This window comes from Rossellomorea aquimaris TF-12, assembly GCF_001648555.1.
GTDB classification, from domain to species: Bacteria; Bacillota; Bacilli; order Bacillales; family Bacillaceae_B; genus Rossellomorea; species Rossellomorea aquimaris.
In genome coordinates, this window is the sequence record NZ_LQXM01000025.1 from 119,093 (window position 1) to 136,077 (window position 16,985).

Sequence of the window (16,985 nt, forward strand, 5' to 3'; positions counted from 1 at the left end):
ATAACCACACAAAGTTGCCTATAAAAGCGAGACAACTAATTTAGTTGAAAATAAAAATGCCCGTCTTGATAATAAATGTCGAAAAGCTGATAATTACTCTTCAAAACTTGATAATAAAAAATTCCATCACTATTCCAAAGTCATCATTTTCATTCAGAAATGCACTTTTGTCTCAAGAATCATTCTTATCGAAAAAAAGACCACCGAAATTTTACGGTGGTCCCATCCTCATTACATATTACGGCGATATTGACCGCCTACTTCATAAAGAGCGCGTGTGATTTGGCCAAGGCTGGCTACTTTCACGGTTTCCATCAACTCTTCAAAGATGTTTCCTCCGTTTACGGCTGCTTGCTTTAAGCGAAGCAGAGCTTCTTCGGTTTCATCTTCGTTTCGTGATTGGAAGTCTCGTAGGTTATGAATTTGAGTCTCTTTTTCTTCCTTCGTAGCACGAGCAAGCTCCATACTATCCATATCCTCTTCTGAAGGAGGATTCGGATTCAGATACGTATTCACTCCTACGATTGGAAGCTCCCCTGAATGTTTTTTCATTTCATAATACATAGATTCTTCTTGGATTTTTCCACGTTGGTATTGAGTTTCCATTGAACCTAATACACCACCGCGATCGTTGATTCGATCAAATTCAGTAAGGACCATTTCCTCAACCAAATCTGTTAGCTCTTCAACGATGAACGAACCTTGAAGTGGATTTTCGTTTTTCGACAATCCGTGTTCCTTCGTAATAATCATTTGAATCGCCATGGCACGACGAACAGATTCCTCTGTTGGTGTTGTAATCGCTTCATCATAGGCATTCGTATGCAGAGAGTTACAGTTATCTTGAAGAGCCATTAATGCTTGAAGCGTTGTACGAATATCATTAAAGTCAATCTCCTGAGCATGAAGTGAACGACCAGATGTCTGAATATGGTACTTCAGCTTCTGACTGCGTTCGTTGGCACCGTATTTATCACGCATGACCGTTGACCAGATTCGGCGAGCAACACGCCCAATGACCGTGTACTCCGGGTCTAAACCATTTGAGAAGAAGAAGGATAAGTTTGGTGCAAAAGCATCGATATCCATTCCACGACTTAAATAGTATTCTACGTACGTAAATCCGTTTGCTAATGTGAAAGCAAGCTGAGAAATCGGGTTCGCTCCCGCTTCTGCAATATGATAGCCGGAAATAGAGACAGAATAATAGTTTCGTACTTTATGATCGATAAAGTACTGCTGTATATCCCCCATCATTCGAAGAGCAAATTCCGTAGAGAAGATACATGTGTTCTGTCCTTGATCTTCTTTTAAGATATCCGCTTGAACTGTTCCACGAACCACTTGCATGGTTTGTTCTTTTACTTCTACATATTCTTCCACCGTTAACACACGACCAAGCTCTTCTTCCTTTATGCGAATCTGTTGGTCGATAGCAGTGTTCATATACATAGCAAGGATGATGGGTGCCGGGCCATTGATGGTCATAGAGACTGAAGTTGATGGAGCGCAAAGATCAAATCCTGCATACAGTTTCTTCATGTCATCCAATGTACAAATGCTGACGCCGCTTTCTCCAACTTTCCCGTAAATATCAGGACGGTGATCAGGATCTTCTCCATATAATGTAACCGAGTCAAAGGCTGTACTTAAGCGTTTCGCATCATCATCTTTAGATAAGTAGTGGAAACGGCGATTCGTACGCTCCGGCGTTCCTTCTCCAGCGAATTGACGTTTAGGATCTTCACCCTTTCGTTTAAAAGGAAACACTCCTGCAGTGTAAGGGAACGAACCTGGAACATTCTCTTTGTATACCCAATCCAAAATCTGACCATAGTCCTTATATTTTGGAAGGGAGACCTTCGGAATATCTAAACCTGATAAGCTCTTTGTTTTTAACTCCGTCACAATTTCTTTATCACGGATTTTGGTGATGAATTGATCCTTACTGTATGTTTCCTTTAACTCATCCCACTTTTGTAGAATCTGGTTTGATTCTGGAGTGAGCTTGCTTTCTACTTCCTGCTTTAACGTTGTAAGGGAAGTAAGTACTTCGTCGTTTGCTTCTTTTTCTTGAACAGCTTCCATTGCCCCTTCTATTTGGAACAGTCGACGGGCAAGATTTACTTGCTCTTCTGCTTTTTTGTGATAGTTACGAACAGTTTCAGCAATCTCACGAAGATAATAACGACGGTTATTTGGAATAATCACGTTTTGTTTTTCTACATCTACGTCTTTTGAAAAACTTGTTTTCCAATCTACCTTCATTTTTTCATTCACTGTTTCAACAATCGCAGCAAATAAAGCGTTTGTTCCTGGATCATTGAACTGACTGGCAATTGTTCCATACACAGGCATGTCATCCAGCTCTTTATCGAATTGAACATGACTGCGTTGGTACTGCTTCTGAACCTGACGTCTTGCATCTTCAGAGCCTTTGCGTTCAAATTTGTTGATGACGATAAGATCTGCAAAGTCGATCATATCAATTTTCTCAAGCTGTGAAGGAGCGCCAAACTCACTTGTCATGACATACATAGACATATCACAGATTTCAGCGATTTCCGCGTCCCCTTGGCCGATACCGCTTGTTTCAACGATGACAAGATCATATCCCGCTGCTTTTACTACATTGATGGCATCCTTGATGGCAAGGGAAAGCTCCGTTTTAGAACCACGAGTAGCCAGACTACGCATGTACACACGTGGATTAAAGATAGCATTCATACGAATACGGTCTCCTAAAAGTGCTCCACCTGTTTTTTGTTTCGTTGGATCTATGGAAAGAATCGCAATTTTCTTCTCAGGTAATTCATTTAAGAAGCGACGAATCAATTCATCTGTTAAGGAACTCTTCCCTGCTCCACCAGTCCCTGTAATCCCTAATACAGGCACCTTCTTCGCCAATGCTTTAATCTCAGAAAAAACAGTTTGAGCCGTAGCAGCTACTTCTTTATTCGCCCCAACCTGGTATTCAGCAAGAGAAATCAGCTTTGAGATGGTGTTCACATCTCCTGTAGCCAGCTTCTCCACCTCTTGATTGACATCATTTTTAATCGTAGAAAAATCACATTCTTTAATCATGTTATTAATCATGCCTTGAAGACCTTGTGTTCTCCCATCTTCTGGTGAAAAGATACGTGCAATCCCGTATTCATGAAGCTCTTTGATTTCGCGTGGAATAATAACGCCTCCACCTCCACCATAGATGCGAATATGAGATGCCCCTCTTTCTTTTAAAAGATCATACATGTATTTAAAGTATTCTACGTGTCCACCTTGATATGAGGAGATGGCAATTCCTTGAACATCCTCTTGAATAGCCGCATTCACGACTTCTTCCACTGAGCGATTATGTCCTAAGTGAATGACTTCTGCCCCACTTGCTTGAATAATCCGACGCATTATGTTGATCGATGCATCATGTCCGTCAAACAGACTTGATGCTGTGACAAAACGAACATGGTGCTTTGGTTTATAAATCTCAACCGTGCTCATATTACTCCCCCTGTTCTCCCTTGTTTTTCAAAGCCTATGACACCTGAAAATAACAGTTCGATTTGAATCTCAATGTATTCTTCTAATGAATACCGTTTCTGTAATGCCCAACGACGAAATCCCCACATCTGTCCTTGGACAAACACATTTTGAGCGAGCATATGGATTTGGTTTTCATCCAGTTCAAGCTTCCCATTTTCCACGCAGCGAATGATAAGGTTTTCTACCATCCCTACCATCTCAAGCTCTTTTCTCAGAACATAAGGCAGGGCATCCTTTGATAAGGACTTGGCTTCCTGATACATAACCAGGACTTCATCCTGCATGCGATCCATCACTTGAAAATAGTGTGCAATCCCAACCTTTAAGCTTTCCAGCGTTCCTGTTCCACCGTCTAGTTCTTCCAGCTCTAATCGAACCTGTTCATAAATGCTGTCACAAACCAGGTACAATACATCTTCCTTTGTTCGTATATATTCGTATAGCGTTCCGATACTAAATCCAGCGGCCTTTGCGATCTCCCTTGTCGTGGTGCGATGAAACCCCTTTTGTTTAAATAGAGAGACAGCTCCCTGAATCATTTGATCACGCCGCTTTTCTACTAAACGTTCATCTTTGACCGAAGCATGAACTTCTCTTTTCTTATTCAAAACAACCGACCGCCTTTGTACTTCCGATTCTCCCATTTGACCCCTACACCTGCATTATCCCCCAACAAAGCAGGCAACCAACTACTCATACAAACCGTGTCCGGCACCCAAAAAGCAGCATACAATCAAACGAACCCCAATTACGCTAAGAAGCAAGCAAATCCAATAGGGTGCCTGACACGATTCCAGAATGGTCCAAGTAACACTCATCAAAAACCCACCTCATCCCCCAACAAAGCAGGCAACCTATCTCTATCTCTTACCAATCACACACACAAACCGTGTCCGGCACCCCAAAGCAGCATACAATCAAACGAACCCCAATTACACTAAGAAGCAAGCAAATCCAATCGGGTGTCTGACACGATTCCAAAATAGTTCAAGCAACACCCATCAAAACTTCCTACTTCGTCACCATACGAGAAATAACCAAACGCTGTATTTCTTGAGTCCCCTCATAAATCTGAGTAATCTTCGCATCACGCATATAACGCTCTACTGGATAATCCTTCGTATATCCATATCCACCAAAGATTTGAACCGCTTCTGTTGTAACTTTCATTGCTGTATCTCCAGCCATTAGTTTCGACATAGCCGATTCTTTCCCGTATGGAAGACCTTCCGATTCTAACCAGGCAGCTTGATAGGTTAATAGACGAGATGCTTCAATGGACGTTGCCATATCGGCAATTTTGAAGGAAATTCCTTGGTTTGCTGCAATTGGCTTGCCGAATTGCTCACGTTCTTTTGCATATTCGACGGACGCATCAAGTGCTCCTTGAGCAATCCCTACTGCTTGAGCAGCGATTCCGTTACGGCCACCATCAAGTGTCATCATGGCAATTTTAAAGCCATCGCCTTCGTTACCAAGCATGTTTTCTTTTGGCACCTTACAATCTTCAAACACAATCTCCGTTGTAGGAGATGAACGAATTCCCAGCTTCTTCTCTTTCTTTCCTACTGAAAACCCTTCGAATTCTTTCTCTACGATAAAGGCGCTAGTTCCACGTTGACGCTGTGAAGGATCTGTTAAAGCAAATACGATATACGTGTCCGCGATTCCTCCGTTTGTGATGAAAATTTTAGAGCCGTTCAATACGTAATGATCACCTTCTAGGCGAGCCGTGGTTTTCATTCCACCTGCATCTGAACCGGAACCTGGCTCTGTTAATCCATAGGCACCAATTTTTTCACCTTGAGCCATTGGGCGAAGGTACTTCTGCTTTTGTTCTTCTGTACCAAATTTGTATACAGGCCATCCTGCTAAAGAAGTGTGAGCAGAAAGTGTTACACCGATTGAAGCACACACTCTTGAAAGCTCTTCAACTGCGATACAGTACGCAAGATAGTCACTTCCGATTCCACCATACTCTTCTGGCCAAGGAATTCCTGTCAGTCCCAGCTCCGCCATTTTATGAAACAGCTCCATATCGAAACGTTCTTCCTCATCTCGCTCAGCAGCAGTAGGTGCTACCTCTTTTCGTGCAAAATCCCGTACCATTTTACGTATCATTTCATGCTCTTCTGACAATTTAAAATTCATCTCTATTCCTCCTATAATCTACTACATACCGTGTCTGGCACCCTAAAAAGGCAACCAAAGAAACAAACCCCTTTACGCCACTAAACATTACATTCCATATCAGGTGCCTGACACGCTAAGAATATGCGCAAGAATACACCCTTCCAAGAGTGCAAGTCAGGCACACCCCTCACCTAAACCAACAAATTCTTCCCAATAACCATTCTCTGAATCTCACTCGTACCCTCGTAAATTTCCGTCACTTTTGCATCTCGGAACAGTCTTTCTACCGGATATTCCTTCGTATAACCATAGCCACCGTATACTTGGATTGCTTCGGTCGTTACTTCCACTGCTGTTTTTGATGCGAAAAGCTTTGCCATGGATGCTTCTTTTCCACAGGAGATGTTTTGGGCACGAAGGTTAGCTGCTCTGTAAACAAGTAGCTTGGATCCTTCAACAGCTGTCGCCATATCTGCCAGCTTAAAGCCGATTCCTTGTTGAGCAGCGATTGGTTTTCCAAATTGCACACGCTCTTTTGCATAAGCTGTGGAATGCTCAAAGGCACCTTCTGCTATTCCCAGTGCTTGAGCAGCGATCCCTATGCGCCCCACGTCAAGGTTTGCCATGGCGATTTTAAAGCCTTCACCCTCTTGACCAAGAAGGTTTTTAGCCGGCACCTTCATGTCTTCAAACGTTAACTGAACTGTTCTCGATCCATGAAGACCCATCTTATGTTCGTCTTTTCCAATGACAAGACCTGGAGTGTCCTTTTCAACGATAAAAGCCGATACTCCACGACTTCCTTTTGTAGGATCAGTTGTAGCAAACACAATATACGTGTCTGCCTCTCCACCGTTTGTAATGAAAACTTTAGATCCATTTAAAACATAATGGTCATCGCGCTTTTCTGCTTTTGTTTTTAAGCTTTTCGCATCAGACCCTGCACTTGGCTCTGTTAAGCAAAACGCTCCTAAGTATTCACCTGAAGCAAGCTTTGGAATGTACTTCTGCTTCTGTTCTTCATTCCCAAAATAGAGAATAGGGTTGGTTCCCACAGATGTATGAACTGAAAGAATGACCCCAATGGTGGCGCTTACCTTTGAAAGCTCATGAATCGCAATGATATACGATGTGAAATCCATCTCCGATCCGCCATATTTCTCTGGAATCGTGATGCCCATTAATCCAAGCTCAGCCATTTTATTTAATATTTCTCTAGGAAAATGACCTTCTTCCATTTTTTCAACAAAAGGTTGAATTTCTGTTTCAGCAAAATCACGAACCATTTTTCTCATCATTTGCTGCTCTTCTGTAAATCGCAACTCCATATTGATTCCCCCCTGCTGTTGGTTATTACATGTTAAGATTCGTATGAGTAGAAGCCACGACCAGTCTTACGCCCCAGCCATCCAGCTTTTACATATTTTCGAAGTAATGGACATGGACGGTATTTGTCATCACCGAAGCCTTCGTGAAGGGTTTCCATAATGTATAAACACGTATCGAGTCCAATGAAGTCTGCTAAAGTTAAAGGTCCCATCGGATGGTTCATTCCAAGCTTCATCACTTCATCAATCGCTTCTTTACTTGCCACTCCTTCATAAAGAGTGAAGATGGCTTCATTGATCATAGGCATTAGAATTCGATTGGACACAAATCCCGGGAAGTCCTCTACTTCTACTGGCACTTTTTGAAGAGACTTTGTCATATCTTCAATCATTTGATACACTTCGTCCGTTGTTGCCAATCCACGAATGATTTCTACCAGCTTCATCACAGGCACCGGATTCATAAAGTGCATACCAATTACTTGCTTTGGACGCTTCGTTGCCGCTGCGATTTCTGTGATTGGTAAAGATGAAGTGTTGGAAGCTAAAATCGTGTGTTCAGGAGTGATTTCGTCTAATTGAGCAAAGATCTTTGTTTTAATGTCCATATTCTCAACAGCCGCTTCAATGACAATATCCACGCTCTTTGCATCTTGCAGATCTGTTGATGCTGTTAAGCGATTTAACGTGGCTGTTTTATCATCTTCAGTCATTCTTCCTTTTTCGACTGAGCGAGTAAGGTTCTTTGTAATGACTCCGATTCCCTTTTGAACAAATTCTTCTTTTAAATCGTTCAAATACACATCATATCCAGCTTGTGCACACACTTGAGCAATTCCTGAACCCATTTGTCCCGCGCCGATTACCATGACTTTATTTATCTTCATTCCGCTCTCCCCTTTGGTTGGATTGAATCTATTATTCTAGTGAATTTAATTAGTTTAAGGGTGCCTGGCACCCTACTCTATTTTTACTGATTCGGTACCTCAATCATGATGGCATCGCCTTGGCCACCGCCACTACAAATGGAAGCAATACCAATTCCGCCTCCGCGACGCTTTAATTCATAAGCCAATGTTAAGATGATTCGTGCGCCACTCGCTCCAATCGGATGTCCAAGAGCCACTGCTCCACCGTTTACGTTCACTTTTTCAGGATCTAGGCCAGCAATTTTTCCACTTGTTAAAGCTACCGCTGCAAAGGCTTCGTTGATTTCAAATAAATCGATTTCTTCAAGGGATTTTCCTGTTTTCTTCAGTAACTCGTTAATAACAAGTCCTGGTGTTTGAGGGAAATCCTTTGCTTCAACGGCAATCGCTGTGTGTCCGAGGATGGTTGCCAATGGTTTTTTGCCTTCTTTTTGAGCGCGTTCTTCACTCATAAGAACCATGGCAGCTGCTCCATCGTTTACTCCTGGTGCATTCCCTGCTGTAATCGTGCCTTCCGGGCCAAATACCGGTCCCAGTTTGGCTAACACTTCGTAGGAAGTGTCTTTTCTAGGTGCTTCATCACGATTTACTACAAGAGGATCGCCTTTTCGTTGAGGCACTTCAACTGCTACGATTTCTTCTCCTAAAACGCCTTCTTCCGTTGCTTTGACTGCGCGTTCATGGCTTCTTAATGCCCACTGATCCTGCTCTTCTCTTGAAAGATCGAATTCGTTTGCCGTAGCATTTCCGTACGTACCCATATGAACGTTGTTAAAGCTGCAGGTTAATCCGTCGTGAACCATTAAATCTTTCACTTTCGCATCACCCATTTTTAATCCCCAGCGGGCTTTAGGAAGGATATATGGAGCATTAGACATGGATTCCATACCACCTGCAACGATGACTTCCCCGTCACCTGCACGAATGATTTGATCGCCTAATGTCACACTTCTCATTCCTGATGCACATACCTTATTTATGGTTTCTGTCTTCACATTCCAAGGCAATCCCGCATGACGTGACGCTTGACGAGAAGGGATTTGCCCTTGTCCGCCTTGAAGAACAGACCCAAGAATGACTTCCTCTACTTCTTCTCCATTCACACCTGCTCTGTTCAGTGCTTCCTTTACAGCAAAGCCTCCAAGTTCAGAAGCAGTGAAGCTGCTTAAGCTTCCTCCAAATTTTCCAAAAGGCGTTCTAGCTCCATCTAAAATAACCGTTTTACTCATCTAAATCCCTCTCCTTTATATTTGAATGATGTGATTTGATCAGGCGGTAAAGACACTCTTTTCAAATTGTATACGCTTTCAAATTTCATTAAAGCAATTTAGCAAATGATGAAGTGAGCGGGACTTCAAAAAGTTTTGACTGAACGCTCGCTCGACTATTGTCCAAAAGAGAAGGGACATTTTCCGTCCCTTATATTAATTATATTGTACTGCAAAATCGATTAGAACGTAATGATTTATTAGAAAGTTTTTATTTTTCTTACTAAATCATTATTCTAGAAAAATTATAGGAGTGAAACGCCATAAAGGTTATTTTGTTTCACTCCTACCTATTAATTCAATCTGGACTTCATTATTCATGTGGGCATTTCATATCTCTATTATCGAACATTTTATTATTGTGTAAAAACAAGGTACGTTTGAACTTACGAAGCTACCGGCTCACCTTTTTGATCACCGCAAACCGCTTTTTCAAGAATTTCTGCAACGTCTTGTGTTGAAACTGTATCTTCTACTTCCTTCGCTTTTGTTCCATCAGATAGCATGGTTAAGCAGTAAGGACAACCGGAACTGATGACCGAAGGACTTACTTCCAGGGCCTGCTCAGTACGAGATACGTTCACGCGATGGCCTGCGTCTTCTTCCATCCACATCAGTCCGCCACCTGCTCCACAGCACATTCCTTTTTCACGGTTACGCTCCATTTCAATCAGTTTCACTCCCGCGATGGATTTCAGTATTTCACGCGGTGGATCATAGACTTCGTTGTAGCGTCCTAAGTAGCAAGAATCATGGAAGGTAATGGTTTCATTCACTTCATATTGAGGCTTCAGACGCCCTTCCTTCACTAGGTCATATAGAAGTTCTGTATGATGATACACTTCTGCTTCTAAACCAAAGTCCGGATACTCATTTTTGAAAATATTATAAGCATGGGGATCGATTGTAACGATCTTCTTAATTTCGTTCTTTTCAAACTCGGCAATATTTTGTCCTGCCAGCTCTTGGAATAAAAACTCATTACCAAGACGACGAGGCGTGTCACCAGAGTTTTTCTCTTTATTTCCTAGAATCGCAAATTTCACTCCTGCTTCATTTAGAAGCTTAGCAAAGGATAAGGCGATTTTTTGGCTTCGGTTATCAAATGAACCCATGGATCCAACCCAGAATAAATATTCAAAGTCTTCTCCAGCTTTTTTCAATTCCTTCACTGTTGGAATATGAACGTCTTCTCTGGCTTCACGCCAGTTTTCACGTTCTTTTCGATTAAGACCCCAAGGGTTTCCTTGACGCTCAATGTTTTGCATAGCACGCTGTGCGTCTGCATCCATTTTTCCTTCAGTCAGAACTAAGTAACGGCGAAGGTCAATAATTTTATCCACGTGTTCATTCATTACGGGACATTGATCCTCACAGTTACGACATGTTGTACAAGCCCAGATTTCTTCTTCCGTGATGACATCACCGATTAGGCTTGGGCTGTATGTTGCAGCAGAAGCAGCTTCTTCTGCTGCTTGAGTCGCACTTGCTAAAGCAATTTGGTTGCCTTGTGTTTTATCAAAAGCAAACGTCGGCACCCAAGGTTTTTTCTGGGTAACAGCTGCTCCATGGTTCGTTAAGTGATCACGCAGCTTTACGATTAAATCCATCGGAGAAAGCATTTTCCCAGTTCCAGTAGCCGGACACATATTCGTACAACGACCACATTCTACACAAGCATAGAAGTCGATCATTTGATGCTGAGTGAATTCTTCAATCTTTCCTACCCCGAAGCTTTCTGCTGACTCATCTTCAAAGTCAATCGGCTTCAGCTTTCCTGGATTATCTAAACGATTAAAATAGACATTGGCAGGACCGGCAATAAGATGAGCGTGCTTGGATTGTGGTACATATACTAAGAATGCTAATAAGAAGAGTAAATGAATCCACCAAGCAATATAGAAAATAACGATGGATGCCGTTTCTCCAATTGCTCCAAGGGCACCGGCAATGAGTGAAGCCACCGGCTCTGTCCACGCCAGCTCTTCTCCGTGCCAAATTAACCCCATTCCGTTCCCTACAAGAACAGATAGCATTAATCCTCCGATAAACAGAAGAACTAAGCCAGATTTAAACCCTCTCTTTAAACGCACAAGCTTCTCCACATATCGACGGTGGAACGCCCATACAACAGCAACTAAAATCATTAAGGTAACAAGCTCTTGGAAGAACGTAAAACCAGCATAAAGCGGTCCTAATGGTAAATGACTGCCCGGAGCTAGTCCTTTCCAAATAAAATCAATTGCTCCAAATTGAACTAAAATAAATCCATAGAAGAACATAACGTGGATAGCTCCACTTTTTTTATCTTTCAAAAGCTTTTTCTGTCCAAATACATTGACCAGTATTTTTTGAAATCGTTCCTTGAATCGTTGATCGAACTCGACTTTTTTACCGAGTTTAATATATTCAATTCTCGTCTTCACTACATACACAAACAAACTCAGTGCATAAACGGTTACAAGAATAAATGCAACCCAATTGAGAATGAGTAACCCATTCATAAAATACACTCCCCTTTCTTTGGCTCGTAGAACTCCCCTTTGTTCAAACTTTTACAAACCAAATTAATATTCAGAATAGTTCTTATATCTATTATATTATGAATGAGCATTCAGTCAATGCTTTTTCCCATAAAAAATGAAAACCTTTTCACAAGAATCTTTTGAAGGCTACAAAAGACACCTACAAGCAGTCGCCGTATATACGTTTTAGGACCTTTCTCTCAACTAAAGGTTTCACTTCCTATTGTTTATGGGAAAAGGAACAAAAGATGAAAAAGAACGGTTCATTAAGGACATACTAAATTCAATGCAAATGAGAGAGTGATTCTTATGTGGTGGTTAATCATACTAGTGGTGATTGGAGCAATCATTGGATGGATGGTAATTGACTTTAAATTAGGGCGAGGACATTTTATCCGAACTCGAACAAGAAGAGATTATGAGAAGCGGCATAGTAATATCAAGCTATTTTCCCGTGGCCCTGAGCTTTTCGACCAAATGTTCAAAGAAATGAAGGAAGCTACTTCTTCTATTCATGTATTATTTTATATCGTGCAAGACGACCATTTTGCTTTTCGTTTTATCGATTTATTAAAAGAAAAAGCCGAACAGGGTGTTAAGGTTCGATTATTGATGGATCAAATAGGAAGTCATAATGTCCCCCGCTCAAAAGTACGTATGCTCCGTGATGCGGGTGTTGAAGTGGCCTATTGTCAGAGAGTTAAACCTCCTTATTTATTTTTCTCTTCTCAACAGCGTAATCACCGGAAAATCACGGTTATTGATGGTGTGATTGGCTATATTGGCGGCTATAATATCGGAAAAGAATATATTGATGAAAATGACATCCCTGAACTTTCACCGTGGAGAGATTATCATTTACGACTGGACGGTGAAGGGGTGCATGATTTACAAACGGAATTTTGTATCGATTGGTATCGTGCGACAAAGAAGGATTTGAAGAATGAGAGCTTGTATTTCCCACCTGCTCAAAAGGGTGAGATTGAGCACCAAATTTTCCCTACTGAAGGAGTCAATATCGAGGATTTCTTCGGAAAGTTCATTGATAATGCTAAAGAATCAATTATTATAGGAACGCCTTACTTTATTCCAACCCCCATTCTAATGGAGGCTCTTTGTCGGGCTTTAGATAGAGGCGTCGAAGTTTCGATTATTATTCCTGATCATTCAGATCATATTTTAGTCAAAGAAGCTGCGTTTCCTTATTTCCGAACTCTATTGTCTAAAGGAGCCAAAGTATATCAATATTTAGATGGATTTTACCACGCAAAGGTACTGATAATAGACGACGACTTCTGTGATATCGGAACAGCGAATTTTGATCAAAGGAGCTTTTTTGTCAATTTAGAAATCAATAATTTAATATATGACAAAGACTTTATACAATTATTAAAGGATGAAATGATAAAGGATATGATTGCTTCTGATCCTTTACACGAAGAGGACCTTGCATCCGTATCGTTGTTTACGCGCATGAAGGAACGCGTTGCCTCTTCCATTTCTATTTTACTTTAGGAGGTCATCATGTGAGAGTAAGACTAGGGTTTGTGGCCAACTCCATGAGTCTTTGGGATGCAAGCCCTGCCAAGACTATGACTTTTAAACGTTATACAGAACTTCCTAAAGCCAAGCGAATGGATAAGCTGTATGAAGTAACCCGTTTAAATCTGATGCACACGAAACGGATTCTGTATTTATGTGCTGCTCATGAAATCCAACTGTATCGACTTTCAAGCTCACTGGTTCCCCTTGCCACTCATCCAGAGGTGGAGTGGGATTTTTACTCTCCTTTTAAAGATGAGTGGAAGGAACTAGGTGATCTTATTAAAAAATTCGGTATACGGGCGAGCTTTCATCCGAATCAATTCACCTTATTTACAAGCCCAAAGCAACAAGTAACCGACAATGCTGTGAAGGATATGGTTTATCATTATCAAATGCTTGAGCATATGGGAATAGAAAAGAACGCAGTCATAAACATCCATATTGGAGGAGCATATGGTGATAAGAAAAAGACGTTGGAACGATTTCATGAGAATTTAGCGTTTATTCCTTCAGAAGTGAAGGCGATTATGACATTAGAAAATGATGATAAAACGTATAATGTAGAAGAAACGTTATCTGCCTGTGAGAAGGCAGATATTCCGATGGTCCTTGATATTCATCATCATGAAGCGAACCTTAGTGAGCTACCACTTGAAGAATATTTAGAATCTGTTTTTCAAACATGGGAAAGAAGAGATCTCGTTCCTAAAATCCATATCTCGTCTCCTAAATCAGAAAAAGCCTTTCGTTCTCACGCTGATTTAGTCGATGCAGGATTTGTAGAACCATTTTTAAAAACATTAAAGAAATTGGATCATGATGTTGACTTTATGATTGAAGCGAAGCATAAAGACCTGGCTATGCTAAAGTTAATAGAGGACCTCTCTTCTATCCGTGGCGTGAAACGGATAAGCGGGGGAACGTTGGAATGGTAAAAGGAGTGAACCTGTGGCAGGATTCACTCTTTTTTATTCATAACCATGTATAATAACCTAAACGACGTATACAAAGGGAGGAACCAGCTGATGAAAATATGCCTTTCATGGAGTGGTGGTCGCGACAGCATGATGATGCTTCATGAGTTAAAAAGGATGAATGAAAATGTTCAAGGATTGCTCACTACTTTTCAAGAAGAATCTAAAAAGATCATGATGCATGAGGTTCCCTTTTCACTTGTTGAAAAGCAAGCGTCTTCTCTTGGTTTGCCTCTTTATCCTGTCTGGTTTGACGACAGTGGTGTCGACAATCAAGAATATGAAAAAAGGATGATGAGAGCTGTGACACAGCTTGAAGAAGAGCAAATTTCTCATATGGCGTTTGGAGACTTGTTCTTAAAAGATATAAGGGAGTATCGGGAAAAACAAATGGATAAAACAAATCTTGGATCCCTTTTTCCATTATGGGGAAAGAATACTCGTCAATTGTCTAAGGAATTTATTGAGGAAGGGTATAAAGGCGTTATTGTTTGTGTGGATGAAGATCAGCTTGATGTGTCCTTTCTAGGAAGAGAATACAACGAGGAGTTTCTTCGTGATCTTCCAGACACGGTGGATCCTTGTGGTGAAAACGGTGAGTTTCATAGCTTTGTTTTTGATGGTCCGTTATTTGATAAGCCCGTTTCATTTAAGCTGAAAGGAACCTATCAGAAGTGGAATCGTTTTAGTTATGTAGAATTTCTTACATAAGGATCGCTATCTCTTTCATTTTGTTTTCACCAACAAGATCATTTTGAAGCCTTTACTTTAAAACAGATTCAATCCATGGCTGAATCGCCATAAATGCTCTAAACCCTAAATATATCCCTACAATTCCGGCAATACCTGCAAGAGCAGGCGGTGCAGGAATAGGAAGCTTAAAGAGGGCAAACACAAAACCTACAAAAAAACCAGTAAGGATGGCAAGAATAACTGTTTTCATCATAACCTCCTAATAAATCGTCCTTCTACTTCTTTATTATACGTTAAACAAGGTAAATTATAAGAGAGAATAAAAGAGGTCCGTCCCTCGATGGCTTGAAACCTTCGAGGGACGGACCTCTTTTGTGCTACATTTTTTCTGGTGCCGCTACTCCGATGAGAGCCAAGGCGTTTTGTAGGGTTACTCGAACGACTTTTACCAGGGCTAGTCGAGCTGTTGTCATGTCTTTGTTTTCTTCGTCCAATACTTTATTGGCATTGTAGAAGCTATGGAATGTAGAGGCAAGATCATTAATGTAATTTGCCACTCTATGTGGTGTACGTTTTTCTGCTGCATCAGCAACCACCTGCGGGAATTCTCCCAGCTTCTTCAATAGATCTACTTCTTTTTCAGTTCCAATAAGCTTCAAGTTAATTTTATCTTCAAACGTCAAGCCTTTCTCTTCTCCCTGACGCAAAATACTGCAAATACGAGCATGAGCATATTGAGCGTAGTATACAGGGTTCTCGTTAGACTGAGATACAGCTAAATCTAAATCGAAATCCATATGTGTATCTGCGCTTCTCATAGCGAAGAAATAACGTACGGCATCCAGGCCGACCTCTTCTACAAGTTCACGAAGGGTTACAGCTTTCCCTGTACGTTTACTCATCTTCATCTTCTCACCATCTTTGTATAGGTGAACAAGTTGAATAACCTCTACCTCTAATTTATCTCGGTCAAAGCCTAACGCTTCGATAGCTGCTTTCATACGAGGAATGTATCCGTGATGATCTGCACCCCAAATATTAATGAGGACGTCATGGCCGCGTTCAAATTTATCTTGGTGATACGAAATATCTGGAGTTAAATAGGTGTATGTTCCATCATTTTTAATTAATACACGATTTTTATCGTCGCCTAGTTCAGTGGAGCGGAACCAAGTCGCTCCATCTTCTTCGTACACATGTCCGTTATCTTTCAATTTTTGAAGAGCCGCATCAATTTTCCCATTTTCGTATAGAGAAGTTTCTGAGTACCAGACATTGAACGGAACTCGGAACATTTCTAAGTCCTTTTGCAGCTTAGACATTTCTACTTTCAAGCCGTATTCACGGAAAAACTTAAAACGCTCTTCTTCTCCGGCATCAGCGTATTTTGTGCCAAATTCTTCTGCAAGCTGTTTTCCGATATGAATAATATCCGCTCCGTGATACCCGTCCTCAGGCATTTCCACGTCTTGACCCAGGGCTTGGAAGTATCGTGCTTCTACTGATTTTGCTAAGTTATGAATTTGATTACCTGCATCATTAATGTAGTACTCACGTGTAACTTTGTAGCCTGCTTTTTCAAGTACATTACATAAAGAGTCTCCAACGGCTGCACCACGTGCATGTCCAAGATGGAGATCGCCAGTTGGATTTGCAGAAACGAACTCAACGTTCACTCTCTCTCCCTTTCCGGCATCTGACTGACCGTATTCCTGATCTTGATCTAAAATCATGGGAATCAAGTCCGTTAAGTATTCGTTGTTCATAAAGAAATTAATGAATCCTGGTCCGGCAATCTCCATTTTTTCAATAGAAGCCTTCGATTGATCGAAGTTTGCCATAATGTCTTCCGCAATCATACGAGGTGCTTTTTTCGCAACACGTGCAAGCTGCATAGCCATATTTGTAGAATAGTCACCGTGTGTTTTTTCCTTTGGCACTTCTAAAATAACATCAGGAATCTGATCCTCTGTTGCTAGGTTTGCTTTTATCACCGCTGCTTTAATTTCAGATTTAAGGTTTTCTTGTACTTTTTCTACGATATTCATAT

At 41.1% G+C, this 16,985-nt stretch carries 13 protein-coding genes; 3 read left to right on the top strand and 10 right to left on the bottom strand.

Annotated features, from left to right (window positions below):
* Positions 1–231: 231 nt before the first annotated feature.
* The 8 genes from icmF to IQI_RS07175 all read right to left on the bottom strand — a co-directional run bounded on the left by icmF (position 232) and on the right by IQI_RS07175 (position 11,702).
* Positions 232–3,498, bottom strand: coding sequence for a fused isobutyryl-CoA mutase/GTPase IcmF (gene icmF / locus IQI_RS07145; protein ID WP_064091961.1), 3,267 nt, complete (start codon positions 3,496–3,498; stop codon positions 232–234).
* Complete coding sequence (locus IQI_RS07150; protein ID WP_408007116.1) at positions 3,495–4,148, bottom strand: TetR/AcrR family transcriptional regulator; 654 nt, start codon at positions 4,146–4,148, stop codon at positions 3,495–3,497. Before IQI_RS07150 ends, icmF begins: the two co-directional genes overlap by 4 nt.
* 81 nt (positions 4,149–4,229) lie before the next feature.
* Complete coding sequence (locus IQI_RS21155; protein WP_268874479.1) at positions 4,230–4,358, bottom strand: hypothetical protein; 129 nt, start codon at positions 4,356–4,358, stop codon at positions 4,230–4,232.
* Between the two features lie 193 nt (positions 4,359–4,551).
* Positions 4,552–5,691, bottom strand: a complete 1,140-nt coding sequence (locus tag IQI_RS07155) for an acyl-CoA dehydrogenase (protein ID WP_064091963.1) — start codon at positions 5,689–5,691, stop codon at positions 4,552–4,554.
* Positions 5,692–5,864: 173 nt separating this feature from the next.
* Positions 5,865–7,001, bottom strand: a complete 1,137-nt coding sequence (locus IQI_RS07160; protein ID WP_064091964.1) for an acyl-CoA dehydrogenase — start codon at positions 6,999–7,001, stop codon at positions 5,865–5,867.
* Between the two features lie 32 nt (positions 7,002–7,033).
* A complete protein-coding gene (locus IQI_RS07165; RefSeq protein WP_064091965.1) occupies positions 7,034–7,888 on the bottom strand; it encodes a 3-hydroxybutyryl-CoA dehydrogenase in 855 nt (284 codons plus the stop codon).
* 83 nt (positions 7,889–7,971) lie between these two features.
* Positions 7,972–9,159, bottom strand: a complete 1,188-nt coding sequence (locus IQI_RS07170; protein WP_064091966.1) for an acetyl-CoA C-acetyltransferase — start codon at positions 9,157–9,159, stop codon at positions 7,972–7,974.
* Between the two features lie 425 nt (positions 9,160–9,584).
* Positions 9,585–11,702 carry a 4Fe-4S dicluster domain-containing protein gene (locus IQI_RS07175; RefSeq protein WP_064091967.1) on the bottom strand — a complete coding sequence of 706 codons (2,118 nt, stop codon included), beginning with the start codon at positions 11,700–11,702 and terminating at the stop codon, positions 9,585–9,587.
* A 330-nt stretch (positions 11,703–12,032) separates the two neighbouring features.
* Between IQI_RS07175 and cls the strand changes: the two genes are divergently transcribed.
* The 3 genes from cls (at position 12,033) to IQI_RS07190 (ending at position 14,953) form a co-directional block, all read left to right on the top strand.
* Positions 12,033–13,238, top strand: coding sequence for a cardiolipin synthase (gene cls / locus IQI_RS07180; protein ID WP_064091968.1), 1,206 nt, complete (start codon positions 12,033–12,035; stop codon positions 13,236–13,238).
* Positions 13,239–13,249: 11 nt separating this feature from the next.
* Positions 13,250–14,203, top strand: coding sequence for a UV DNA damage repair endonuclease UvsE (uvsE, locus tag IQI_RS07185; RefSeq protein WP_064091969.1), 954 nt, complete (start codon positions 13,250–13,252; stop codon positions 14,201–14,203).
* A 90-nt stretch (positions 14,204–14,293) separates the two neighbouring features.
* Positions 14,294–14,953 carry a Dph6-related ATP pyrophosphatase gene (locus IQI_RS07190; RefSeq protein ID WP_064091970.1) on the top strand — a complete coding sequence of 220 codons (660 nt, stop codon included), beginning with the start codon at positions 14,294–14,296 and terminating at the stop codon, positions 14,951–14,953.
* A gap of 52 nt (positions 14,954–15,005) precedes the next feature.
* Here IQI_RS07190 and IQI_RS07195 read toward each other — a convergent pair whose 3' ends face one another.
* Together IQI_RS07195 and argS are read right to left on the bottom strand one after the other, a co-directional pair.
* Positions 15,006–15,185 (bottom strand): XapX domain-containing protein, encoded by a 180-nt coding sequence (locus IQI_RS07195; RefSeq protein WP_064091971.1) that lies wholly within the window; start codon positions 15,183–15,185, stop codon positions 15,006–15,008.
* Between the two features lie 127 nt (positions 15,186–15,312).
* On the bottom strand, positions 15,313–16,983 hold the full coding sequence (gene argS / locus IQI_RS07200) for an arginine--tRNA ligase (protein WP_064091972.1): 1,671 nt from the start codon (positions 16,981–16,983) through the stop codon (positions 15,313–15,315).
* Between the last annotated feature and the right edge of the window lie 2 nt (positions 16,984–16,985).